The organism is Neisseria weixii (genome assembly GCF_002327085.1).
Classification (GTDB): domain Bacteria; phylum Pseudomonadota; class Gammaproteobacteria; order Burkholderiales; family Neisseriaceae; genus Neisseria; species Neisseria weixii.
Map to the genome: position 1 here is coordinate 81,067 of NZ_CP023429.1, position 24,348 is coordinate 105,414.

The window sequence follows — 24,348 nt, forward strand, 5'->3', positions numbered from 1 at the left end:
AGGGTAAATTATTGCCTAAAATGATTTTTGTGAGAAAAAACGATGAATAATGAAAAATATCAAAAACTTGCCGAATTGATTAAGAAATTTACCCAGCCTGATGGCAGTTTTTCGCCAACGAGCATTCCAACGCTTAATTTATGCCGCCGAAATCACAGTACAAATCCGATGCCGTGCATTTATCCGCTAAGCCTGTTTTTAGTGGTGCAAGGTGCGCAACATTTGAATTTTGGCAATACGGTGATGGAACTTCATCAAGGGCAAACAGCGTTAACTACAGTGGAATTGCCAGTAGTCTCAAATGTATTGAATGCTACAAGCGCCAAGCCTTATCTTAGCTTGCGAATTGAGTTAGATGTGATGATGTTGCGAGAGCTAGATGAGCAAACGCAGTGGCAAACCAACCTTTCCGCCCTTTCTGATAGCTTATCGGTGTTTTCGGCTGATGACGATCTGCTTGATGCGATTTTTCGCTTGGTAAAATTGCTCGAACAGCCCAAATTACAACCGCATTTAGCTCCGCTTATTCAGCGAGAAATTGCCCTGCGTTTGCTGGCAAGCCCGCATAAGGCAATGTTGAGAAAACTGTTTACCAACGGCACGGTAGAGCAAAGTATCGCCAAAATTATTGCCTATTTTAACGAGCATTATGCAGAAAAGTTGAATATGGACGAGTTAGCCAAACAGGTTTTTATGAGCGGATCGGTGTTTCGCCAGCATTTTCGCAAAATCACAGGCACAAGCCCGTTGCAATATCAAAAACAAATTCGGCTACAACACGCCCGCCGTTTGATGTTCAAAGAAAATATGGACGCCACCACCGCAAGCCTTGCAGTGGGCTATGAAAGCCCAACCCAATTTAACCGGGAATATGCCCGCTTTTTTGGCGAACCGCCGTTGCGGGATATTCAACGTTTGAAAGAAAATGAAATGCACTATGGCAGGATTGTGTAGAAAGTAGCAAAAAGCGGTACGATAATGCGAGCAGTCAAATTGCGGAGATTCCGCATTGGCTTGAGGCGATTATTAAATCACAAGCATTGAAACAAATTCTTGAGGCTCCCATCACTATGGCAGCCGGTAACTTCCATTCACCACTAATCCACAAAGGCCGTCTGAAAGGGCAAACGCCGCTGCCGCATTCCGATCGGGGTGTGCTTTACCGCACTAATGCTTATCGGGCGAAACCGGCTGGGAAAGGGATGGTGCAAAGCATGTCGCGCAAAGGCACGCCGGGACAATGCACCGATGGAGGGTTTCTTCGGTACATTAAAAGAAGAGAGCTTCTATCAGAAAGGTGCGTTATCGGTGGCAGAATTGGCTGGAGTGATGGATGATTATATACGTTATTATAATCATGAACGGATTGGTTTAAACTCAAAAAAGCTGAGTCCTGCGGCTTAAAGAACCCGGCTTGAAAAGGCTGTTTGAGAAAGTTTTTTAACTTGTTCAAGTATTGGGGGACAGTTCATTTTTTTTCGGGCGGCCTGAAGCATGCTTCAAGCCGTTTTTGCCGTTTATATCAGCCTTGGCTTTCCCATCAACATCAACTTATAATAAAGTTTAAATTCTTAAACGCATGGATCGAAATGAGCCAAAAAACCGTTGATATTTTGCGGGAATGTATCCCCACATTCACCGTGCTCAGCGATGAAAACCGCTTGATGATTTTGCATATTCTGTTTGAACACGGCAGCCTGAATGTTAATGATTTGACCGAACGCCTGCATTTGTCGCGCCCTGCGGTGTCGCATCATCTGAAAATTATGTTGGACGCGGGTTTGGTGGCGGTGGAGCAACACGGCAAAGAACGCTATTACGCCGCCACTCTGCAACAAGCCGGCGAACGCTTTCAACGCTTGATGGCATCTTTTGTGGCAGACGGTTGCATTGAACCTTAAGTTTTTACATTTTTCATTTAAATTTTTAAACTTATGAACTTGAGAGCCTAATCTTCATGAAATCCTATTTTATTAAGCAATATCAGAAAGCCCCTGCGATTTTAGGCGAAATGTCCGAACCTGTTATGAATGATGACGATGTATTGGTGGAGGTGTGCGCCGCAGGATTGAACCACTTGGATTTACGCATTAAAAGTGGCGAATTTAAAATGCTTGTGCCGTATTCATTCCCCTTGATTTTGGGGCATGATGTGGCAGGCAAAGTGATTGCGGTGGGCAAAAATGTGCGTCAATTGGCAGTGGGCGATGAAGTGTTTGCCCGCCCGCGCGATGGCAGAATTGGCGCGTTTGCCGAAAAAATCTCCATTCATCAAGATGATGTGGCGAAAAAGCCCAGTAATTTGCCGATGGCAGACGCGGCAGGTTTACCGCTTGTGGCTTTAACGGCTTGGCAAGCGTTGGTGGAAATCGCGCAAGTGAAAGCAGGTCAAAAAGCCTTTATTCATGCGGGGGCGGGCGGTGTCGGCACAATCGCTATTCAGCTTGCCAAATATTTGGGGCATTTGTGGCAACCACGGCCAGCACGGCAAATGCGGATTTTGTGAAAAATTTGGGCGCAGATGTTGTTATTGATTATAAAAAACAAAATTTTACTGATGAATTAAAAGATTATGATGTGGTGCTCAATAGTTTGGATAAGAAAACATTGCTTAATTCATTGAAAGTTATGAAAAAAGGCGGTCGTTTGATTTCTATTTCAGGGCCACCCACGCCAGCTTATGCGAAAAAAGCAGGCTTAAATGTATTTTTGCAACTGGCGATGTATTTTTTGAGCCGTGGCGTTCGTTGCGCGAGTTGCAGAAAAAAAGTGGATTATCAATTTTTGTTTATGCAAGCCAATGGCAAACAGCTTGCCCAAATTGCCCGGTTGATTGAACAGGGACACATCAAACCTTATACACAATCCGTTTATCCGTTTGAACAAATCAATCAAGCATTTGATGAATTGGAACGCGGACGCACACGCGGAAAAATTGTGGTTACCATGCAATAAACGGTAGTTTTATCAAATTTAATTTAGGATATTTTTATGTTATTTCAACATTTTACTTTTAAAAACGGCAAAACCGCCAAAAACCGTTTCTTTAAATCCGCCATGGAAGAGCAGCTTGCCAAACACAATCAGCCCACTGCGCAACTGGTTCGCCTGTACGACAAATGGGCCAAAGGCGGCGCGGGCGTATTGGTTACGGGCAATGTGATGGTGGCCGACAACGGCAAAGGTTCTATCAATGACGTGGTGTTGTCGGACGAGCGTAGCATGGACACGCTCAAAGCATGGGCAAAAGCAGGCACGCAAAACGACACTTTGCTCATTATGCAAATCAATCACGCGGGCAAGCAATCGCCCAAAGTGGTGAATGCCAAGCCTGTCGCGCCGAGTGCGGTGGCATTGCAAGGCATGGACGGCTTTATCAATCCGCCACGCAAATTGGCGGACAATGAAATTGAGATGTTAATTCGCCAATTTGCCCACACCGCGCAAATAGCTGAAAAAGCAGGGTTTTCAGGCGTGCAAATTCATGGGGCGCACGGTTATTTGATTAGCCAATTTTTGTCGCCACACCACAATCGCCGTACGGATAAATGGGGCGGCAGTTTGGAAAACCGTATGTGTTTTTTGGTGGAGATTTACCATGCCATTCGGGCGGTGGTTCAGCCTGAATTTTTGGTGGGTTTGAAATTAAATTCTGCCGATTTCCAAAAAGGCGGTTTTGATGAAAGCGACAGTATTCAAGTCGTGCAAAAAATGTCGGAATTAGGTATTGATTTTATTGAAATTTCAGGTGGAAATTATGAAAGCCCCGAAATGCTAACCGCCAAAGCCAGCACACAAAAACGCGAGGCGTTTTTCTTGGATTATGCCGAAAAAGCGCGTGCCGTCAGCCAAGTGCCGCTGATTATTACGGGCGGTTTCCGTTCGGAATCTGCTATGAATGAGGCGTTGAATAGCGGACATTTGGATTTGGTGGGTGTGGCGCGTCCGTTGGCGTTAATGCCTGATTTGCCGAAACAAATTCAAAACGGAACGTATCGCACCATTACCACGGAACGCATTAAAACGGGTTGCAAAGTGGTTGATAATAAAGTCGGTGCGGTGTTGGAAATGGATTGGTATATGGAGCAAATGGCGTTAATCGGGCAAGGGAAACAGCCTGATCCTGAATTGTCGCCGTGGAAAGTGTTGCTGAAAGCGGTTTGGGCGAATGGCAAGGCTGGGCTGAGCACGGGTCGGAGTTGAGTTCAATTTGTTTCAGGCTGCCTGAAAATACAAATCAACACTTAATTAACAATTTATTTTTTGAATTTAAAATACGATGAATAAAAATACCATAACAAAATTAGCCGCATTGTTGTTGGGTTTGACATTAAACATAAATAGTCAAGCTTAAACGGTGTCTGTAATACCTGTGCAAACTGCTGTGCCGGTTGAAAAAAATTTATCATCATCCGTTTTATTGTGGATGCGTACCGATAAACCGCGTCAAGATAGTATGCAGCGTTGGCAAGGGCAGCATGCTCGAATTATTTCTGCCAATCCAGATTTGAAAGAGTATCGTCAAATTCATTTTACAGAACGCAATACAGGTATGTGGCAAGCCATTGATGGCGTGGAAACCCATATCCCCGATGAAAGAAAAATTGATGGGATAGCAGATGTTACTTTAAAAGGTCATTTTTCTGTTCAAGGCGAAAAGCAAAGTCAGTTGGCGCAGGCTAACGAAGTGAATTTATTTAAACGCACCATTTTGTATGCGGCAGCTCCTGAAAATTCCAAATGGTATCGTGTGGCAAACCGCAATGATGCTGTAAACGCTCGAAGTATGGTCTTTATTCGCAAACGGCCCAATATCAGCGAACATGAATTTCAACAATTTATCACAAGAATTAGCACCAAGTTTGGCGAATATGGGGAAATTGAAAGAATTGCGTACCGCAGCATATAGTCCATGGCAGCAAAGTCAATGGAATTCACCTAATGTGGAACATGATAATGCACCGGAAGTGCAGTTTCACGGGGCGTTGATTTGGGCTTTACCGACCGTCAAGCGATGAGTGCATTTTTTCAAAGCGATGAATTAAAAAAACTTTCTAGAAGAATGGCGGTATTTAGTTCAGCCATTCATGCATATGATGTTGAGAAAACGCTAGTTTTTATTGATAATGGTCGACAAGTTAATCCGTAGTTTTTTCCTAAATTTAAATTCTATTCATTATCAAAAAACCGTTTGAAATTGCTTGTTTTCAGACGGTTTTTTTTATGATTTAAGCCAAATCTGCTTTGTTCAACCCCATCAATTTATCGGTACTGCCTGCGTCAGATTGAAACGCCACACAGATACGATTCCACGCTTTGACGGCACCGATAACAAAAGTTAAGGCAGCCAATTCATCTTTCTTTAAAATGAGCGCGAACCGCAGCATAGCGGCTGTCCAACGGCGCAGGTGGGTGCGTGAGACGTTGAAGTGCTCTGCGGTGCGCTGTTGGCTGTGCACCTGGTGGTAATGGAGTACGGCCCGGTATTTGAAGTGTAGGTTATATTTGAACATAAGAAAACTGCATCTTTTAAAGTTGGCGGGGGTGTCCGACTTTTGGGGTGCAGTTCAGTATTAGAATACTTGGTAAGTATGGTTACTTTGTATGAGATTTAACAAGGGTTTTGCAAAAGTCTCGGCCTTTTTTAATTATGAATAATGATAAGAAAATGGCCAGAAAGGCTTGACAGATATAAATCGCGCTACTATAATACACAGCTTGTCGGGTCGTTAGCTCAGTCGGTAGAGCAGCGGACTTTTAATCCGTTGGTCGAAGGTTCGAATCCTTCACGACCCACCAGATACAAAAAAACCTGCTTAGCAATAAGCAGGTTTTTTTACGCCTGTTGGATAGGCCGTAAGAGATTTGATTTTCAGACGGCCTTTACTAGATAAAACAAGCCGTTTGGCGTAAAATATGCGCAATTTTTATTGATCTTCTCAAAAGGCCGTCTGAATCCGCGGCCTGTCTTTATTTTTGGAAAACACCATGAGCGAACAGCACAATCCGTCTGTCGAGCAGCAACTTGACGAAAACCAAATCATGGCCTTGCGCCGCGAAAAACTCAACGATATCCGCAAAGTACGCAATGCCTATCCCAACAACTTCAAACGCGACAGCTTTGCCGCCGATTTGCACAATCAATACGATGCCTTAAGCAAAGAAGAGCTTGATCCGCAAGCCGTGCCGGTAAAAATCGCCGGACGCATGATGCTCAAGCGCGCGATGGGGAAAGCCAGCTTCGCCACCATTCAAGATACCAGCGGCCAAATCCAGCTTTACATCAATAATCAAGGCGTAGGCGAAGCAGTGCACGATGATTTCAAACATTGGGACATGGGCGACATCGTCGGCGCGGAAGGCATCTTGTTCAAAACCAACCACGGCGAATTGACCGTGCGCGTATCGGCGATTCACTTGCTGAGCAAATCGCTGCGCCCGCTGCCGGACAAACACAAAGGCTTGTCTGACCAAGAAACCAAATACCGCCAGCGTTATGTCGATTTGATTGCCAACGAAGAATCGCGTCAAACCTTCATTAAACGCAGCCAAATTATCCAGGCGGTCCGTAATTTCATGGTGGGCGAGCAATATTTGGAAGTGGAAACACCGATGATGCACCCTATTCCGGGCGGCGCCACGGCCAAACCGTTTGTCACCCACCACAATGCCTTGGATATCCCGCTGTATCTGCGTATCGCACCGGAACTATATTTGAAACGCTTGGTGGTCGGCGGTTTGGAGCGCGTGTTTGAGATTAACCGCAGCTTCCGCAACGAAGGTATGTCGGTGCGCCACAACCCCGAATTTACCATGATTGAATTCTACGAAGCTTTTTGCGATTACGAGCGCATGATGCAGATGGCGGAAGACATTATCCGCAGCGCATCGATTACTGTTAACGGTACGGCCAAAATCAGCTACAACGGCAAAGAAGTCGATTTGGAAAGCCCGTTTGAGCGTCTGACGATTTTAGGTGCAATTAAAAAATACAACCCGCACTACACCGACGAGCAGTTGAACGATGCCGAATGGCTGAAAAAAGAAATCGTCAAACACGGCGAGAGCCTGCCGCCGTCACCGGGCATCGGTAGCCTGCAATTGGCGTTGTTTGAAGGTTGCGCCGAGAGCAAGTTGTGGAACCCGACCTTTATCGTGGATTATCCGGTAGAAGTGTCGCCATTGGCGCGCGCATCCGACAGCAAACCGGGTTTGACCGAGCGTTTTGAGCTGTTCGTGGTCGGCCGTGAGTTGGCCAACGGTTATTCCGAGTTGAACGATCCGGAAGACCAAGCCAACCGCTTCAAATCTCAAGTGGCGCAAAAAGATGCCGGTGACGACGAAGCTATGCATTATGATGCCGACTACATCCGCGCGATGGAATATGGTTTGCCGCCGACCGGCGGTTGCGGTATCGGCATCGACCGTTTGGTGATGCTGCTAACCGATGCACAAACCATCCGCGATGTGATTTTGTTCCCGCAAATGCGCCCGGAATAAAATATTGTTTTCAAGGCCGTCTGAAACGTTTCAGACGGCCTTTTCTTGTGAATGATGATATACGGCAGTATTAAAGACGTTGGCATTTCTGTAAATACAACCGTTTAAACAGTCGCTTACACAAATGTCAACAATCTGATACAATTGTCTGCAATTCAGGCAGCCTGATTCAAAAGGCCGTCTGAAACGTTTTTTGATTTTGAAAGGTGATTATGACCGAATCTTTACACCAATGGGTGAATGCTATCAACGGCCCGCTGTGGAACGGTTTGATTTTCTTATTGCTGGGTGCGGGTTTGTTTTTTACCGTTGCGACCGGTTTCGTGCAATTCAGGTTGTTTGGCCGCAGCGTGAAAGAAATGTTGGGCGGACGCAAGCAAGGCAGCGATCCGCACGGAATTACCCCGTTTCAAGCGTTTGTAACCGGCTTGGCCAGCCGTGTGGGCGTGGGCAATATTGCCGGTGTGGCGATTGCTATCAGTGTCGGGGGGCGGGTGCAGTGTTTTGGATGTGGCTGGTGGCTTTAATTGGTATGAGTTCGGCCTTTGCCGAATCGTCGCTGGCACAGCTGTTTAAAATCCGCGACTATGACAATCATCATTTCCGTGGCGGCCCGGCGTATTACATCACGCAGGGTTTGGGTCAGCGCTGGTTGGGGTGTTGTTTGCCTTGAGCTTGATTTTCTGTTTCGGCTTCGTGTATGAAGCGGTGCAATCCAATACCATCGTGGCGGCCACCGAAGCAGCTTGGGGCTGGAACAAACACGCCACCGGCGTGGCATTGGTGATTCTCACTGCGCCGGTGATTTTCGGCGGCATCCGACGCGTGGCGAAGCTGGCTGAAGCGATTGTGCCGCTGATGGCGGTGTTGTATTTGCTGTTGGCGCTGTATATCGTGTTCAGTAACCTGAACATGATTCCACAAGTATTCGGTATGATTTTTGCTGATGCATTTAAAGTCGATGCGGCGGGTGGCGGTTTGCTCGGCGGCCTGATTTCGCAAACCATGATGATGGGCATCAAGCGCGGCCTGTATTCCAACGAAGCCGGCCAAGGTTCGGCTCCGAATGCAGCCGCGGCGGCGGAGGTGAAACACCCGGTGTCGCAAGGCATGATTCAGATGCTGGGCGTGTTTGTTGATACCATTATCGTATGCTCGTGTACGGCATTTATCGTGCTGGTATCGGGCATACACGGTGATGGGTTAAGCGGTGTGCAGTTGACTCAGGTGGCGATTGTGCAGCAGGTCGGCGGCTGGGGGCGGATTTTTTGGCAATTGTTTTATTCTTATTCGCGTTTTCGACTATTATCGGCAACTATGCGTATGCGGAATCGAACGTGCAGTTTATCAAGAGCAACTGGCTGATTATGGCTCTGTTCCGCATGGGTGTGCTGGGCATGGTGTATTTCGGCGCAGTGCAGAGCGTGCCGCTGGTGTGGGACATGGCCGATATGGCAATGGGTACGATGGCATGGATTAACCTAATTGCGATTTTGTTGTTGTCGCCGTTGGTGTTTCTGCTGTTGAAAGACTACACCGCCAAATTGAAAATGGGCAAAGAGCCTGAGTTCAAATTGTCGGAGCATCCGGGTTTGAAACGTAAAGTCAAATCGGATATCTGGTAAGTGCAATCAACAAAGGCCGTCTGAATTTCAGACGGCCTTTGTTTGTCTGCTTGCGGAAATGATCGGAGAATCACAATATAGTTATATTGTTTGGTTAGGAGAATGTCATGCCGTCACCCACGCGCAGCAAACCGTTGACACAAGATGAGACCTTTGCAAAAACCCCAAAACTCCCCTAAATTCCCCTAAAGAATTCAGAGGCGTTTTTTTATGAGCAGCTTCTTCCAGCAACAAGCCCGAATCATGACGGGCAAACATACCGGCAGCTGCCCGTTGCTCAAAATTAACCGGCTGCCCGATTGGCAGCCCGCCGGACAACTGCCCAACCGGCAAAAGACCCGTTACATCCGCGGCCACCGCGGCCGCCCCGCCTATCCGCTGCCGCCCGTGCTCAAAGCCGTATTGCCCGGCCAATGGCACAGCCTTTCCGATCCGGAATCGGAACGCTGTTCAGCCGCCCGTCCGGATTTCTGCTTCTTCTGCGGCTTTGATGAAGCCGCCTTACCCGGCCGCAGCACCCCCTGCCGTTTCCGCAACCGGCCGGCACAGGATGACACCTTAGCCCGGCTTCCCGAACCGGTTAACCGCCGGCTGACCGATAAAAGGCTTAAAAACAGAGAAAGCCCCGGCAGCAGTGATTGATGCCGCCATCATCCAAACTGCCGGCGGCAAACAGCGTCAGGCTGTCGAAACCGATGAAAACGGCATCACTGCCGAAACCCTGCCCGGCAAAGACAAGGATGCGCGCCGGGTGAAGAAAGAGGGCAGATTCACCTTGGGCTGCAAACAACACACCCGCACCGGTTCGGAAGGCTGTATCGGGAAACAGCACATCACCCGGCCAACGCCCGTGAGTGCAACCATTTCGGACCGCTGCCGGAAGGCACCGCACCCGGAACAACCGTCTATGCCGATAAGGGTATGACAGTAAAGCCAACCGGGAGCATCTGCAAAGCAAACGGCTGTCCGGCGGCATGATGCGTAAGGCACAGCGGGGCAAACCTTTAACGGAGCAGGAGAAACAGCGCAATACGCAGCTGTCGGAAGTGCGCTGTGCGGCCGGGCAAACCTTCGGTACGCCGCACCGGAAATCCGGCTGTAAAAGAGCGCGTTATTTCGGTTTGCGGAAAGTGCCGGCGCAAAGCCATTTGAAAGCGGTGTGCCTGAACCTGCCAAAGGCAGCCGGCAGGCTTCGTGTGCCTGCTGCTGCCTGAAAAGGGCAATGGCACCCGATAAAGGGGCTGATTGGGGAAATACGGACGGGAAACACGTCTGAAAATGAAAAAACGGTTACCTGATTGTTCAGGTAACCGTTTGGATGGGATGGCCGGTATTTCGCAAAGGTCTCGGGCTGTTTGCGCGCACTTTTAGCGGCTTTGGAGCCGGTGCTCGGTTTTATCCGCAATGAACCCGGCTTATCCGGTTCGTTTATGGGCATAGCGGCCTTCTTGCCGTTGCCGGTATTTTCACTGTGTTCGCCTTTGACTGCAAGTTGGCGCCTTGTTTTGGCATTGAAGACGCGTTAATGGGTTCATCGTATTGATGATGGAGGGCATGGCGCAGGCAGTGGGCTATCTGATTGCAATTGGCCGGCCTTTAGGTATGGGCGTGTTGTATGACGTATTCGGTTGGTGGTCGGTATCAATGGATATTCTGACTGACTTGATGGCAATAGAGTGCCTGCCGGCTTGGTTTGCCGCTATCCGAAAACGCTGTCGCAAATGCAGCGGCATTCGTAGGCAGTCTGAAAGTCATTGGATTGTTTTTTATTTCAAAACAACGGCTTTTTGCTATAATGCTTCGTTTAACATCTTCGCTTTCCGGTTGGGTGAAAGCGGTGAACAGTGCAACACCACACTTTAAAGGATAAAAATGGGTTTTTTGCAAGGTAAAAAAATTCTGATTACCGGTATGATTTCCGAGCGTTCGATTGCTTACGGTATTGCCAAAGCGTGTCACGATCAAGGTGCGGAATTGGCATTTACTTATGTTGTGGATAAATTGGAAGAGCGTGTGCGAAAAATGGCCGCTGAATTAGGCTCTGATTTGGTCTTCCGTTGCGACGTCAACAACGATGCCGAAGTAGAACAGGTATTCGCCGATTTAGGTAAAAGCTGGGAAGGATTAGACGGCTTGGTACACGCCATCGCCTTTGCACCGAAAGAAGCGTTGAACGGCGACTTCCTTGACAGCATCAACCGCGAAGCCTTCAATATTGCGCACGAAACTTCTGCCTACAGCTTGCCGGCCTTGGCAAAAGCGGCCCGCCCGATGATGAAAGGCCGCAATTCTGCAATTTTGGCATTAAGCTATTTGGGTGCCGTGCGCGCGATTCCGAACTACAACGTCATGGGTTTGGCTAAAGCCAGCTTGGAAGCCGCTATCCGCTTTACCGCTTCGGCTGTCGGCCGCGAAGGCATCCGTTGTAACGGTATTTCTGCCGGTCCAATCAAAACCCTGGCCGCTTCCGGAATTGCCGATTTCAGCAAATTGCTGAGCCATGTGGCCTCGCAAAATCCGCTGGGCCGCAACGTGACCATCGAAGAAGTGGGCAACGCTGCCGCATTCTTGCTGTCGGACTTGGCTTCGGGCATCACCGGTGAAATCACTTATGTCGACGGCGGTTACAGCATCAATGCCTTGAGCGTCGGAGAATAACCAATCCGCATCGGATGATGATGGGAAGGCCGTCTGAAAAATGGTGTAAAAAAGGTACACTGTTTTTTTTCAGACGGCCTTTATTCCAAATGAACGGTATGGCTGTCTGCTTTTTTTGCGGATTATACAAAATTTAACCTATATAAAACAAATTTAACACATAAGCCGCTATCATCGCTGCCTGTCCGATACAATGTTAAAATTTTTTTACACTTATATTTAGGAGTTTGTTATGTCTATTGCATCAGAATTTAAAGAATTCATCATGCGCGGTAACGTCGTGGATCTGGCTGTCGGTATGGTTGTCGGCACGGCGTTCAGCGGTATCGTGAAATCATTGGTTGACGATGTAATCATGCCGCCTATCGGTATTCTGATCGGCGGTGTGGATTTCTCGAACCTGTTCATTACTTTGAAAGACGGTGTTCCGCCGGCAGGTGAAGCCGGTTACGCCACTTTGGAAGCGGCCAAGGCCGCCGGTGCGGTAACTCTGAATCTCGGCCTGTTCATCAACACCATCATCAGTTTCCTGATTGTCGCTGCGGCTATTTTCTGCGTAGTGAAATTGTTGAATTCAATGAAAAAAGCCGAAGCTCCTGCTGAAGAGGCACCGGCTGAGCCATCTGAAGAAGTATTGTTGTTGCGCGAAATCCGTGATTCTTTGAACAAATAATCACTCGTCCGAATGATGCGAAGGCCGTCTGAAAGATTTTCAGACGGCCTTTCAATTGGGAAATATACGGATAACACCGTGTGCCGAAGCAGGCCGATATTTTATGGAACGGTTGAAGCCTGAAAACAATCCGTACCGTCCTTCATGTGCCGGCAATCCGATCATTGGATTAATAAGCCAGTGAACCATAAAAGGCTTTGGTTCAGGATGTTGTGCCGCATACGTTTGCATGACCATGCGGTCAGCCGCTTAAAAACATTTTGCAAAACAGCAGGCCGTCTGAAACTTCAGACGGCCTGCTGTTTTGCGTGGGGTTGGATTTACTGAATCCGCTGCGCTTCCTGGCGGACAGCGGAGACGACGTTTGCGCCGAACAATGCATTGACATCAGTTTCGTCGAACACATATGTTTCATGACAGAAATCGCAGTCGACAGCAATACTGCCCTGCTCTGCCACCACGCCGCCGACTTCTTCACCGCCCAGCATCAGCAGCATGTCGCTAACTTTTCCGCGCGAGCAGGTGCAGGCGAATTCAATGCTTTCAGGTTCGAACACACGCGGCGGCGTTTCGTGGAACAGGCGGTACAGCACATGCTGCGCGTCCAACGTCGAAAGCTCGCCGTCGGTTACGGTTTGCACCAAAGTACTGATGCGGTTCCATGCGTCGGTATCGGTTTCTTCTTCCGGCAGGCGCTGTATCAGCAAACCGCCGGCGCCGGTGTCGCAAGCGGCCAGCACGATATGTGTGTCGAGCTGCTCCGAACGCGTCATGTAGTTCATCAGCATTTGTGCAATGCTGCCGCCTTCCAACGGCACCACACCTTGCCATGGCTCGGCATCTTTCGGTTGGAGGGTCAGTACAAATACGCTGCTGTCACCCAATAAATCAGTCAGGCCCTCATCGTCGGCGATGTCGGCGTGTTCGTCCCAACGGGCGGTAGCGCGCACGGTTTGCTCCGAAGACGCTTCCGCCACCAGCATTTTCAGGCGGCCTTGCCCTTGCACCTGCATAATCAGCGTGCCGCCGGTTTTCAAATTGCCCGATAACAATGCGCCGGCGGCCACGAGTTCGCCAAGGCGCGGCGGATGGCGGCAGGGTAGTGTTTCTGCCGGGTAATGTGCTGCCAAACGTTTTCCAAGCGGACATGCAGGCCGCGCACCGGCATACCGTCAAAAATAAAGCGCGTGCGGCAGTCGTCACTGCTTGGGGAAAGAACCTGTCGTGTCATCATATATTCGGCTCCAATGGTTCGGATAATGTTCCGGCACACAGGACTGCACATAAAGCGCAGCCCTGTGTGCCCCCTGATTCTACCGCCCTGAACGGCGGGGTTCCAACCATTAAGGAAATTTTGATAAAGAATATGGCCGATATGGTTGCACAACGGCATAAATCAAGACCGTCTGAAAAATACAGCGCCGTACGCGGCATACCCGCCCGATATGCACGCAGTTGCCGATAAGGGAAAACAGGCCGCAGTATCTGCCCAAGGCCTTTTGAAACGGCATCACGGATAATATCGGAACAATCATATCAAAAAACATATCGGAAAAGCGGCCCTTCCGGAAAAACAAATACGGTTGAATCATAAATATATGTTTATAAAAAACCGGGTCGGAAATGAAAATGTCGCCGATCGGGTTTTTGACTGCGCCTCCGTTTCGGCCAAACCGTTTCCGGTACGGTATCGGTAAAAATATCGGTATGGCGTAAAAAAATGGCATAAAAATTGCAAGAGAAAAACATCGGATTGTACCTGAAAGCCGCAGCGGAATGAACGGGATACCCAAAACAAACGGTATAAAATCAAGATAACCGAAGATTTAAATCCGTACGGAAACTATCGTAATACGAAACATCAACCTTCGTAATTTGTCGCAATGTGACAATTAACGGCAGGTTGGAAAAGCGGCAAAACAGTGCCGTACAAGTGCCGCGGATGGCCGGAAAATCCAAAATTTTTATTTTTTATAGGGCTGTACTTTTATGTGCAGTCCTGTGTTGAAACATTTGAAGAGGCAAAAATGAATAAAACCTACCGGGTCGTTTACAATGAAACCACCAATACCTATACCGCCGTGGCCGAAATTGCCGCAGCAAGGGGCAAGTCTTCCAAATCATCGGTTGCGGCTGCCGCAGACGCAACCGCCGTACGGGTGTAATGAAAGCCGTCGGTACGGTCTTGCTGCCGGCGGTGTTGATGTTGGCGTCGGGCGGTGCATATGCTGAGGCTACTACTACCGGGCAGGTCGGAACGGGTATTGCCATCGGTACCGGCACGACTGCCGGTACGACCGCAACAACGGCCACATGGTCGGATTCGGATATCGCCATCGGTAAAAATGCGACGGCTGCAGGTGGATCGACGATAAGGTTCCTGCCAATCAGATTGCCATCGGTACCAATGCAAATGCAGGGGACAACAAAGGTGCAATTGCGATTGGTGGGAATGCAAAGGCTGGCGGAGGAGGCCTTGGCTCTACACCAAGCATAGGAGCGGTCTCGCTTGGTTTGAATAGCCAATCAAAAACAAATTCTGCCATTGCCATCGGCAATGAAGCAGCTGTGCTAAGCGGAATAGGGGCAATTGCGATTGGTGGAAATGCACAAGTCGATGAGATGAAACCGGGGGATACGAAGACGAGAACGGGGTCGACACACGCTTCCTACAAAAATCCGTTTACGCCCCTTAGTGAAAATGATGACGGAACGACTCTGTTGAGCAATTCGGATAACACAAAATCATCACTTTCTACTGCTTCTACCGTTATTGGTAGAAATGCGTATTCCACGTCATCAGGTGTGGCGATCGGAGACAATGCGCGTGTATCACGGGTTGAGACCAGCGGTACGGCAAACCGCGGTTTGGGCGTAGCGATCGGTGCGAATGCCTGGTCGCAGGGCGGCGGCGTGGTCATCGGTTCGTCGGCCACAAGCGAACAAATCAATGCCGTAGTCATTGGCCGCCAGGCTGTGGCAAAAGGCAGTGCGTCGCAGGTGATCGGTGTTGCTGCGGCCTCGGTCGGCGACCGTTCGGTTGCCATCGGCCATTCGGCCACTTCCGTAGGGGAGCGTTCGATCGCCATCGGCGGTTCCGCTTCCAATGAAAAATATGATGCGGATAACAACGCCAGAAGCGAAGGGCACAACTCAATTGCCTTGGGTTCCAAAGCGCGCGTCGGCAACAGCTTCGTAATGCCGACACGGGTCAACAGGCCGACTGCGGACGAACTGAAGGCATGGAATGCCGAAATTAGTGCTGAAGCCGACCGAGTCGGCGTATTGACGGAAAATTCCATCGCCGTCGGTACCGATGCGGCCGTCAGCCCGGCTGCCGGCGCGACGGCAGCCAATGCCATTGCCATGGGTAAGGCGGCGGCCGTTTCCGCCGACGGCGGCAGCGCCATCGGTAAAGAGGCGGCGGCATTAGCCGTCAATGCGGCGGCGCTGGGCACGTCGGCAAGCGCGGCAGGTGAGGGAAGCCTTGCCTTCGGTTATCAGAGCAGTGCGGCCGGGCAGGACGGCGTTGCCGTCGGCACTTCGGCTGCGGCAACGTTGGAAAGCGACGTGGCAGTGGGCCGTTTGGCCAAAGCCAACAGTAAAAACCTGTCCGGTGCCGTCGGTGCCGTCGCCTTCGGCAGCCAGGCCATGGCCGACGGTTATAATGCCGTCGGTATCGGTACCAATGCGGTAAGCGAAGGTAATTCGGCTATCGCGGTAGGCGGTACGGCCACAGGTGTGGGCGCGGTCAACGTCGGTTATCAGGCGCGCGCGACTAAAAATTCGGCGGTCTCCGTCGGATATTATGCGCAGGCTGTTGAGAGCAACGCCACGGCAGTCGGTACTCAGGCCCAAGCCACCCAGACCGGTGCTTTTGCCGCCGGTGCGGGTGCTATTGCCGGCGGATACGGCGCGGTGGCGGCAGGTATGCAGTCGAATGCCGCCGGCGAACGGGCCGCTGCATTGGGTGAGAGAGCCTCCGCTTCGCAAAATGATACGCTGGCACTCGGTTCCGGCGCGAATGCCGCGCATGATAATGCGGTGGCGCTGGGCAGCGGTTCGGTAACCGCAGATCCGGTAGCTACCGGCTTTGCAACCATCAACGGATTGAAGTACGGCACGTTCGCCGGAAACTCTGCCCAATCCACCGTCAGCATAGGCAGTTCCGGTGCAGAGAGGACATTGACCAATCTGGCGGCCGGCCGCATATCCGCTACCAGCACCGACGGCATCAACGGCAGTCAGCTTTACGCCACCAACGCCGCGCTGGGCAATCTGGCCAACAGTATTAAAAACAGATTGGGTGGCAATGCCCGGCTGCTGCAGGACGGCAACCTGACGATGAGCGATATCGGCGGCAAACAGGGTAGTTTCGGCAGCACCGTGCACAATGCTATTCTGGCTTCACAAGAGGAAGTGCTAAAAGGCACCAATATCAGCAGCGTTCAGACAAGTGTAGGCGTTAACGGGCAGAATATCTATACCGTCAATGCCGACGGCACCAGCGTCAGCGGAACGGGTGCGGTAACGGTTACCCGCGGCAGTAAGAACACGACAACCAATATCACCGATTACGCCGTCGACCTCTCCGCCGCGGGCAAGGCTTCTTTGGCCAAAGCCGACAGCGCAGTGCAAAGCCTGACGACATCGGTCAACGGCACGACTGCAGAAACATTGAACAGTACCAACAGCGACATCAATTTTGTCAACGGCAACGGCACCACCGCCCGCACCGCCGGCGGTAACATCACTTTTGATGTCAATACCTCCGCGCTTACCGTCAACAACGGACAAGTCACCGCCGGTACTCAGGGAAACGCTTTCGCTACGGCAGCCGAAGTGGCGAAGGCTATCAATGCTTCGGAAAAGACCACTACCGTGGCGGCGGGCAGAAATACCCGCGTACAGGCACCTGCGGTTAAGGGCAATAACACCGAATACACCGTGGATGCCGACAAAACCACCGTCAGCGCGGCGGCAGGCGGAATGGTCAAAGTAACGGCGGGAGCCAAGGACAACACCACGCTTGTTACCGACTATGCGCTGGATCTGTCCGATAACGCCAAAGCCGACATCAGCCAAGGTGTGGCCGCAAAAAACAAAGTGGATTCTGACGGTCTCACGTTTACCGGCGACAGCGGCCGCACCAATATCGAAAAACTGGGTTCTGCCGTTGCGGTCAACGGCGATAAAAACATCGCCACCGAAGCGGCCGGCGATAAGATAAGCATCAAACTGAAAGACGATATTACCGTCGGCAGCATAACGGCAACTACCGTAAAGGCCGGTGACAGTACGCTCAATTCAGACGGCCTGACCATCAGCGGCGGCCCGGGCGTAACCAAAACGGGTATTGATGCCGGAAACAAACCGATCACCAACCTGCAGAGCGGCGGAACGACTGAAACCAATGCGGCCAATATCGCCGATGTGAAGAATGCGGCGACAGTGGTTACCTCCGCCAACAACAGCGTTAAGGTCACCAAAACCGCAAGCGGTTTGCAGAATACTTATGATCTTTCTGTGGCGACAACCGCTTTGGACACTACCAAGGGGCAGGTCGGCACGCCGGCCGCTCCGGATTCCTACGTGACCGCAGGAAATCTGGCGGCTACAATCAACAGCGCGGTTGCCTCTGCGAAAGAAAAAGTGGAAGCAGGCACAAATATCGTTTCGGTAGGCAAGGCGGAAGATGCGGGTACCGGAGCGGTGACCTATACCGTCAACGCTAAAGGGACGACGGCTTCTGTAGCACAGGGCGACCCATATCTGGAAGTTGCGCAATCCGACAAAGGCGGCAACGTTACCGACTACCGATTCGGGCTGACTCAGGCGGCTAAAGACAGTTTGGGCAAAGCCGACAGCGCGGTGCAGAACTTCAATATTGCAGTAAACGGCGGTCAGGTTCAAACCGTTTCCGACGGCGGTAGTGTGAAGTTTGTGAACGGTACGGGAACGACTGCGGCCTACGGTACGGACGGCATCCGTTATTCCGTGAACAAAACCGGGTTGGCGGCCGATGCGGCGGGTAATGTGACCGCCGGTACTGCAGGCGATAACTTTGCCACCGCCGAAGACGTGGCCAACGTTATCAACCAAGCAGCGGAACGTACCGAAAAAACCACTACCGTGGTAAAAGGCAGCAATACACACGTTCGGGGAACAGTAAACGGCAACAACACCGAATATGCCGTCAGTGCGGATAAAACGACGGTATCGGTGAGCAGTGCGCTGGTCAAAACCGAAAGCACGGCAGCCGATGCCAATGAAGCGGTAACCACCGACTATGCCCTTGACCTGTCGCAAACCACCAAAGACGACATTAAAAAAGGCGTGGATGCAAAAGAAACCGTTGACAACAAAGGCCTGACCTTTACCGGTAACAGTGGCAGTACCAATATCGAAAAACTGGGTGCTACCGTTGCATTTGAAGGCGGCGACAACATCACCACCGAAGCGGCGGGCGATACGGTTGCCATTAAGCTGAACAAAGACATCACGCTTGACAGCGTTACCGCAGGCAATACCGTTCTGGATCAGAACGGCATAAGAAACGGCGATACCGCCCTGACTTCGGACGGCATCAAAGTCGGCGGCAATACCCTGACCAACGCGCCCATTACGGTGGGCGGCAACACGGTAGCCAATGTCAACGAAGCCATCAGTAAAACTGCCGAGCAGGCGTTCAATCCACTGACTTTTGCAGGCGACAGCGGTACGGAATTTACCCGCAAGCTGGGCAGCAAAATAAATGTGAAAGGCGGCGCGGACGAAGCCAAACTTTCAGACGGCAATATCGGCGTAGTGGGCAACGGTACCGACACGTTGGACGTGAAACTCTCCAAAGAGCTGAAAGAACTTGCTTCTGCCGAGTTTAAAGACGGCGCGGGCAATACCACCGTGACAAACGGCACAGGCACGGTCATCACGCCGGCAAACGGCAATCCGGTAAGCCTGACCAAAGACGGTTTGGACAACGGGGCAATAAGGTTGCCAATGTGGGTAAAGGCGAAGCGGACAGTGATGCGGTAAACGTGGGCCAGCTGAAAGAGGCGCAGGCGGCGGCAACGGCCAAAGTCGAAGGCGGCCGGGGCGTCAGCGTTACGCCGTCTGAGAATCCCGACGGAAGCAAAACGTACACCGTAGCGGCGAAAACCGACGGCACCACCATCAAAGTGGACGGCAGCGGCAACCTGACCGCCAATACCGCAGCGTTGAACAGCACCGACGGCAAAGTCGGCGAACCGGGCGTTGAAGACGGCAATAAGCTGGTAACCGCAGGCGATGTGGCCGCCGCAATCAACAACTCGGGCTGGAAAGCCAAGTCGGGCGGCAACAAAGCCGACGGCGACGAAGCTGAAAGCGAGTTGGTGAAAGCGGGTGGAGAAGTCGAGTTTGCAGCGGGCAAAAACCTGAAAGTGAAACGCACCGGCAAAGTGTTCACGTTTGAGACGCAAGACGATGTGTCTTTCAACAACATCACATTGGACGGTAATTTGACCGCAGGCGACAGCGTCTTCAATTCAGACGGCATCACCGTCAGCAACGGAGCGGCCGGCAACCCTGTGAAGCTGGGCAAAGGCGGTTTGGACAACGGCGGCAATAAGATTGCCAATGTTGCCGCAGGCGACATTAATGCCGCAAGTACCGATGCCGTCAACGGCGGCCAACTGCACGGCATCATCGAAAAAGGCTTTAAGATTGCTGACGGCCAAGGCAGTGAAGACACCGTGAAGTTGGGAGAAACCGTAACCTACCGCAGTGCGGGAGGCAACATCGTGACCACTGTCGGCGACAACAGCATCGACTTTGATTTGGCCGATAAAGTGACCGTAGGCAAAACCGCGGCATCCCCCGTAACCATCGACGGTACCACGGGTACCGTCGGCGGCCTGACCAACAAAACGTGGAATCCCGACAACATCGTCAGCGGCCAGGCGGCGACGGAAGACCAGTTGAAACAAGTGTCTGCCGTGGCTAACGCCGGCTGGAACCTGACCGCCCAAGGTGCGAACAGCAGCAATGTTGCAGCTTCGGAAACAGTTGATTTGAACAATACCGACGGCAACATCGTTGTCAGCAAAGAAGCCGGCAAAGACGAAGTCACGTTTAACCTGGCTAAAGACATCACGGTTGGCAGCCTGACCGCAGGCGATACCAAAGTAGAAGACAAAGGCATTACTGTCAGCAACGGCACGGCAGGCAAACCCGTAACCCTGACCAAAGACGGTTTGGACAACGGAGGCAATAAGGTTGTCAATGTTGCCGCAGGCGACATTAATGCCGCAAGTACCGATGCCGTCAACGGCAGCCAGCTGTTCAACAATGCCCGAAGCATTGCCGACAGCTTGGGCGGCGGTTCGGCCGTCAAATCCGACGGTACGGTCGGCGCACCGACTTACAACGTGGCCAATCCTGCCGACGGCAGCAGCAAGGCCGTCAATAATGTCGGCGATGCCGTCACTGCATTGAACGATGCAGTCAACAGCCCGCTGACTTTTGCAGGCGACAGCGGTACGGAATTTACCCGCAAGCTGGGCAGCAAAATAAATGTGAAAGGCGGCGCGGACGAAGCCAAACTTTCAGACGGCAATATCGGCGTAGTGGGCAACGGTACCGACACGTTGGACGTGAAACTCTCCAAAGAGCTGAAAGAACTTGCTTCTGCCGAGTTTAAAGACGGCGCGGGCAATACCACCGTGACAAACGGCACAGGCACGGTCATCACGCCGGCAAACGGCAATCCGGTAAGCCTGACCAAAGACGGTTTGGACAACGGGGGCAATAAGGTTGCCAATGTGGGTAAAGGCGAAGCGGACAGTGATGCGGTAAACGTGGGCCAGCTGAAAGAGGCGCAGGCGGCGGCAACGGCCAAAGTCGAAGGCGGCCGGGGCGTCAGCGTTACGCCGTCTGAGAATCCCGACGGAAGCAAAACGTACACCGTAGCGGCGAAAACCGACGGCACCACCATCAAAGTGGACGGCAGCGGCAACCTGACCGCCAATACCGCAGCGTTGAACAGCACCGACGGCAAAGTCGGCGAACCGGGCGTTGAAGACGGCAATAAGCTGGTAACCGCAGGCGATGTGGCCGCCGCAATCAACAACTCGGGCTGGAAAGCCAAGTCGGGCGGCAACAAAGCCGACGGCGACGAAGCTGAAAGCGAGTTGGTGAAAGCGGGTGGAGAAGTCGAGTTTGCAGCGGGCAAAAACCTGAAAGTGAAACGCACCGGCAAAGTGTTCACGTTTGAGACGCAAGACGATGTGTCTTTCAACAACATCACATTGGACGGTAATTTGACCGCAGGCGACAGCGTCTTCAATTCAGACGGCATCACCGTCAGCAACGGAGCGGCCGGCAACCCTGTGAAGCTGGGCAAAGGCGGTTTGGACAACGGCGGCAATAAGATTGCCAATGTTGCCGCAGGCGACATTAATGCCGCAAGTACCGATGCCGTCAACGGCGGCCAACTGCACGGCATCATCGAAAAAGGCTTTAAGATTGCTGACGGCCAAGGCAGTGAAGACACCGTGAAGTTGGGAGAAACCGTAACCTACCGCAGTGCGGGAGGCAACATCGTGACCACTGTCGGCGACAACAGCATCGACTTTGATTTGGCCGATAAAGTGACCGTAGGCAAAACCGCGGCATCCCCCGTAACCATCGACGGTACCACGGGTACCGTCGGCGGCCTGACCAACAAAACGTGGAATCCCGACAACATCGTCAGCGGCCAGGCGGCGACGGAAGACCAGTTGAAACAAGTGTCTGCCGTGGCTAACGCCGGCTGGAACCTGACCGCCCAAGGTGCGAACAGCAGCAATGTTGCAGCTTCGGAAACAGTTGATTTGAACAATACCGACGGCAACATCGTTGTCAGCAAAGAAGCCGGCAAAGACGAAGTCACGTTTAACCTGGCTAAAGACATCACGGTTGGCAGCCTGACCGCAGGCGATACCAAAGTAGAAGACAAAGGCATTACTGTCAGCAACGGCACGGCAGGCAAACCCGTAACCCTGACCAAAGACGGTTTGGACAACGGAGGCAATAAGGTTGTCAATGTTGCCGCAGGCGACATTAATGCCGCAAGTACCGATGCCGTCAACGGCAGCCAGCTGTTCAACAATGCCCGAAGCATTGCCGACAGCTTGGGCGGCGGTTCGGCCGTCAAATCCGACGGTACGGTCGGCGCACCGACTTACAACGTGGCCAATCCTGCCGACGGCAGCAGCAAGGCCGTCAATAATGTCGGCGATGCCGTCACTGCATTGAACGATGCAGTCAACAGCCCGCTGACTTTTGCAGGCGACAGCGGTACGGAATTTACCCGCAAGCTGGGCAGCAAAATAAATGTGAAAGGCGGCGCGGACGAAGCCAAACTTTCAGACGGCAATATCGGCGTAGTGGGCAACGGTACCGACACGTTGGACGTGAAACTCTCCAAAGAGCTGAAAGAACTTGCTTCTGCCGAGTTTAAAGACGGCGCGGGCAATACCACCGTGACAAACGGCACAGGCACGGTCATCACGCCGGCAAACGGCAATCCGGTAAGCCTGACCAAAGACGGTTTGGACAACGGGGGCAATAAGGTTGCCAATGTGGGTAAAGGCGAAGCGGACAGTGATGCGGTAAACGTGGGCCAGCTGAAAGAGGCGCAGGCGGCGGCAACGGCCAAAGTCGAAGGCGGCCGGGGCGTCAGCGTTACGCCGTCTAAGAATCCCGACGGAAGCAAAACGTACACCGTAGCGGCGAAAACCGACGGCACCACCATCAAAGTGGACGGCAGCGGCAACCTGACCGCCAATACCGCAGCGTTGAACAGCACCGACGGCAAAGTCGGCGAACCGGGCGTTGAAGACGGCAATAAGCTGGTAACCGCAGGCGATGTGGCCGCCGCAATCAACAATGCAGGTTTTACCGCCAAAGCCAACGGAGACGCAGGCGAATTGGTGACCCCGGGCGACGAAGTCAACTTCAAAGACAGCAACAACATCAAAGTCACCCGCAGCGGCAGCGATTTCACCATCGCGACGGCTGATAACGTGAAGTTTGACAGTGTTACCGCATCAACGGTGCAACTTGGCAGCGACGGTCCGAAAATTACCGGCAACGGCGGGAACCTTAATGTTGAGGGTAACGGCGGCAGCCCGGTCAAAATCACCGGTGTGAAAGCGGGTGAGGCGGATACCGATGCGGTAAACGTGAACCAGTTGAATAAAGCGGCGGCTGCGGTGAAAACCGAAGTGGCTGAAGGCAAAAACATGACCGTCACTGAGCATAAAGGCGCAAACGGCCAGACTGTTTACACCGTGGCGACTAAAGATGATTTGGCCGTAACCAGTATAAATGCAGGCAGTACTGTGCTTGACACCAATGGTGTAAGCATCGCGGTGCCAACCCAAGCCAATCCGCAAAATACGGTCAGCCTCAGTCCTATCGGTCTGAACAACGGCGGCAACACCATCACCAATGTTGCGCCGGGTAAAAACGGTACCGATGCGGTGAACGTGAATCAGTTGGTCGGTATGGGCAATCAGTTACAGCAAAACATCGATAATGTCGGTAAGAAAGCCTACGCAGGCGTGGCCGGTTCGATTGCCCAAAGCTCGATTCCGCAAGTTACCCGTCCGGGAGCGACCGGTATCGGTATCGGCAGCGGTTATTACGGTGGCGAGTCTGCCATGGCCATCGGCATATCTTCGATGAGCGACGGCGGCAACTGGATTATCAAAGGTAATTTCTCGACCAATACCGGCGGCCACATGGGCGTGGGTATCGGCGGCTTGTACCAATGGTAATAATTTAATTATGGTTTGAACTGACGCTTTGCGTTGGATAAAGGCCGTCTGAAAAGAAAGTTTTCAGACGGCCTTATATATTGCGCTCCGT

Annotated in this window: 16 protein-coding genes, 1 tRNA gene and 3 pseudogenes; 18 read left to right on the forward strand and 2 right to left on the reverse strand. The window is 51.8% G+C overall.

The genetic code is table 11. The annotated features are described in order from the left end of the window. Positions 1-42 precede the first annotated feature (42 nt). From CGZ65_RS00450 to CGZ65_RS13060, 8 genes are all read left to right on the forward strand, one after another. Positions 43-954, forward strand: coding sequence for an AraC family transcriptional regulator (locus CGZ65_RS00450; protein ID WP_096294428.1), 912 nt, complete (start codon positions 43-45; stop codon positions 952-954). Positions 955-1,170: 216 nt separating this feature from the next. Continuing rightward, a complete protein-coding gene (locus CGZ65_RS00455; RefSeq protein WP_096294429.1) occupies positions 1,171-1,404 on the forward strand; it encodes an IS3 family transposase in 234 nt (77 codons plus the stop codon). A gap of 185 nt (positions 1,405-1,589) precedes the next feature. Continuing rightward, positions 1,590-1,901: an ArsR/SmtB family transcription factor gene (locus tag CGZ65_RS00460; protein ID WP_096294430.1), complete on the forward strand. Its 312-nt coding sequence runs from the start codon at positions 1,590-1,592 to the stop codon at positions 1,899-1,901. A gap of 110 nt (positions 1,902-2,011) precedes the next feature. Further along, complete coding sequence (locus tag CGZ65_RS13045) at positions 2,012-2,506, forward strand: NADP-dependent oxidoreductase (RefSeq protein ID WP_198345301.1); 495 nt, start codon at positions 2,012-2,014, stop codon at positions 2,504-2,506. Further along, complete coding sequence (locus CGZ65_RS13050; RefSeq protein ID WP_198345302.1) at positions 2,503-2,955, forward strand: zinc-binding dehydrogenase; 453 nt, start codon at positions 2,503-2,505, stop codon at positions 2,953-2,955. The genes CGZ65_RS13045 and CGZ65_RS13050 overlap by 4 nt, the downstream gene beginning before the upstream one ends. A 36-nt stretch (positions 2,956-2,991) precedes the next feature. Continuing rightward, the gene (locus CGZ65_RS00470; protein WP_096294431.1) at positions 2,992-4,203 is read left to right on the forward strand and encodes an NADH:flavin oxidoreductase/NADH oxidase family protein; all 1,212 of its coding nucleotides are present in this window, start codon (positions 2,992-2,994) and stop codon (positions 4,201-4,203) included. A 169-nt stretch (positions 4,204-4,372) separates the two neighbouring features. Continuing rightward, entirely contained in the window at positions 4,373-4,909 is a 537-nt protein-coding gene (locus CGZ65_RS13055) for a hypothetical protein (RefSeq protein ID WP_198345303.1), read from the forward strand. Positions 4,910-4,990: 81 nt separating this feature from the next. Beyond that, positions 4,991-5,149: a hypothetical protein gene (locus CGZ65_RS13060; RefSeq protein ID WP_198345304.1), complete on the forward strand. Its 159-nt coding sequence runs from the start codon at positions 4,991-4,993 to the stop codon at positions 5,147-5,149. Positions 5,150-5,228: 79 nt separating this feature from the next. Here the strand turns inward: CGZ65_RS13060 and CGZ65_RS12590 are convergent, their stop codons facing one another. Continuing rightward, positions 5,229-5,513, reverse strand: coding sequence for a helix-turn-helix domain-containing protein (locus tag CGZ65_RS12590; RefSeq protein ID WP_157742673.1), 285 nt, complete (start codon positions 5,511-5,513; stop codon positions 5,229-5,231). 210 nt (positions 5,514-5,723) lie between these two features. Between CGZ65_RS12590 and CGZ65_RS00485 the strand changes: the two genes are divergently transcribed. The 7 genes and pseudogenes from CGZ65_RS00485 (at position 5,724) to mscL (ending at position 12,456) form a co-directional block, all read left to right on the forward strand. After that, a tRNA-Lys gene (locus tag CGZ65_RS00485) sits at positions 5,724-5,799 on the forward strand. A gap of 189 nt (positions 5,800-5,988) precedes the next feature. After that, complete coding sequence (lysS, locus tag CGZ65_RS00490) at positions 5,989-7,500, forward strand: lysine--tRNA ligase (RefSeq protein ID WP_096296051.1); 1,512 nt, start codon at positions 5,989-5,991, stop codon at positions 7,498-7,500. A 359-nt stretch (positions 7,501-7,859) separates the two neighbouring features. Next, a pseudogene (locus tag CGZ65_RS00495) lies at positions 7,860-9,125 on the forward strand (alanine/glycine:cation symporter family protein). 210 nt (positions 9,126-9,335) lie between these two features. After that, a pseudogene (locus CGZ65_RS00500) lies at positions 9,336-10,339 on the forward strand (IS5 family transposase). A 325-nt stretch (positions 10,340-10,664) separates the two neighbouring features. Next, on the forward strand, positions 10,665-10,988 hold the full coding sequence (locus CGZ65_RS00505) for a hypothetical protein (protein WP_123804976.1): 324 nt from the start codon (positions 10,665-10,667) through the stop codon (positions 10,986-10,988). A 9-nt stretch (positions 10,989-10,997) separates the two neighbouring features. Continuing rightward, entirely contained in the window at positions 10,998-11,783 is a 786-nt protein-coding gene (gene fabI / locus CGZ65_RS00510) for an enoyl-ACP reductase FabI (protein WP_096294433.1), read from the forward strand. A gap of 232 nt (positions 11,784-12,015) precedes the next feature. Further along, positions 12,016-12,456 carry a large conductance mechanosensitive channel protein MscL gene (gene mscL / locus CGZ65_RS00515; protein WP_096294434.1) on the forward strand — a complete coding sequence of 147 codons (441 nt, stop codon included), beginning with the start codon at positions 12,016-12,018 and terminating at the stop codon, positions 12,454-12,456. 320 nt (positions 12,457-12,776) lie between these two features. On the opposite strand, the pseudogene hslO reads toward mscL, so the two are convergent. Then, a pseudogene (gene hslO, locus CGZ65_RS00520) lies at positions 12,777-13,687 on the reverse strand (Hsp33 family molecular chaperone HslO). Between the two features lie 796 nt (positions 13,688-14,483). On the opposite strand from hslO, the gene CGZ65_RS14995 reads away from it, so the two are divergent. From CGZ65_RS14995 to CGZ65_RS00545, 3 genes are all read left to right on the forward strand, one after another. After that, on the forward strand, positions 14,484-14,621 hold the full coding sequence (locus CGZ65_RS14995; protein ID WP_198345305.1) for an ESPR-type extended signal peptide-containing protein: 138 nt from the start codon (positions 14,484-14,486) through the stop codon (positions 14,619-14,621). A 556-nt stretch (positions 14,622-15,177) separates the two neighbouring features. After that, entirely contained in the window at positions 15,178-19,491 is a 4,314-nt protein-coding gene (locus tag CGZ65_RS00540) for a beta strand repeat-containing protein (RefSeq protein WP_198345306.1), read from the forward strand. Then, positions 19,458-24,257: a YadA-like family protein gene (locus CGZ65_RS00545; RefSeq protein ID WP_096294439.1), complete on the forward strand. Its 4,800-nt coding sequence runs from the start codon at positions 19,458-19,460 to the stop codon at positions 24,255-24,257. The genes CGZ65_RS00540 and CGZ65_RS00545 overlap by 34 nt, the downstream gene beginning before the upstream one ends. Positions 24,258-24,348 lie beyond the last annotated feature (91 nt).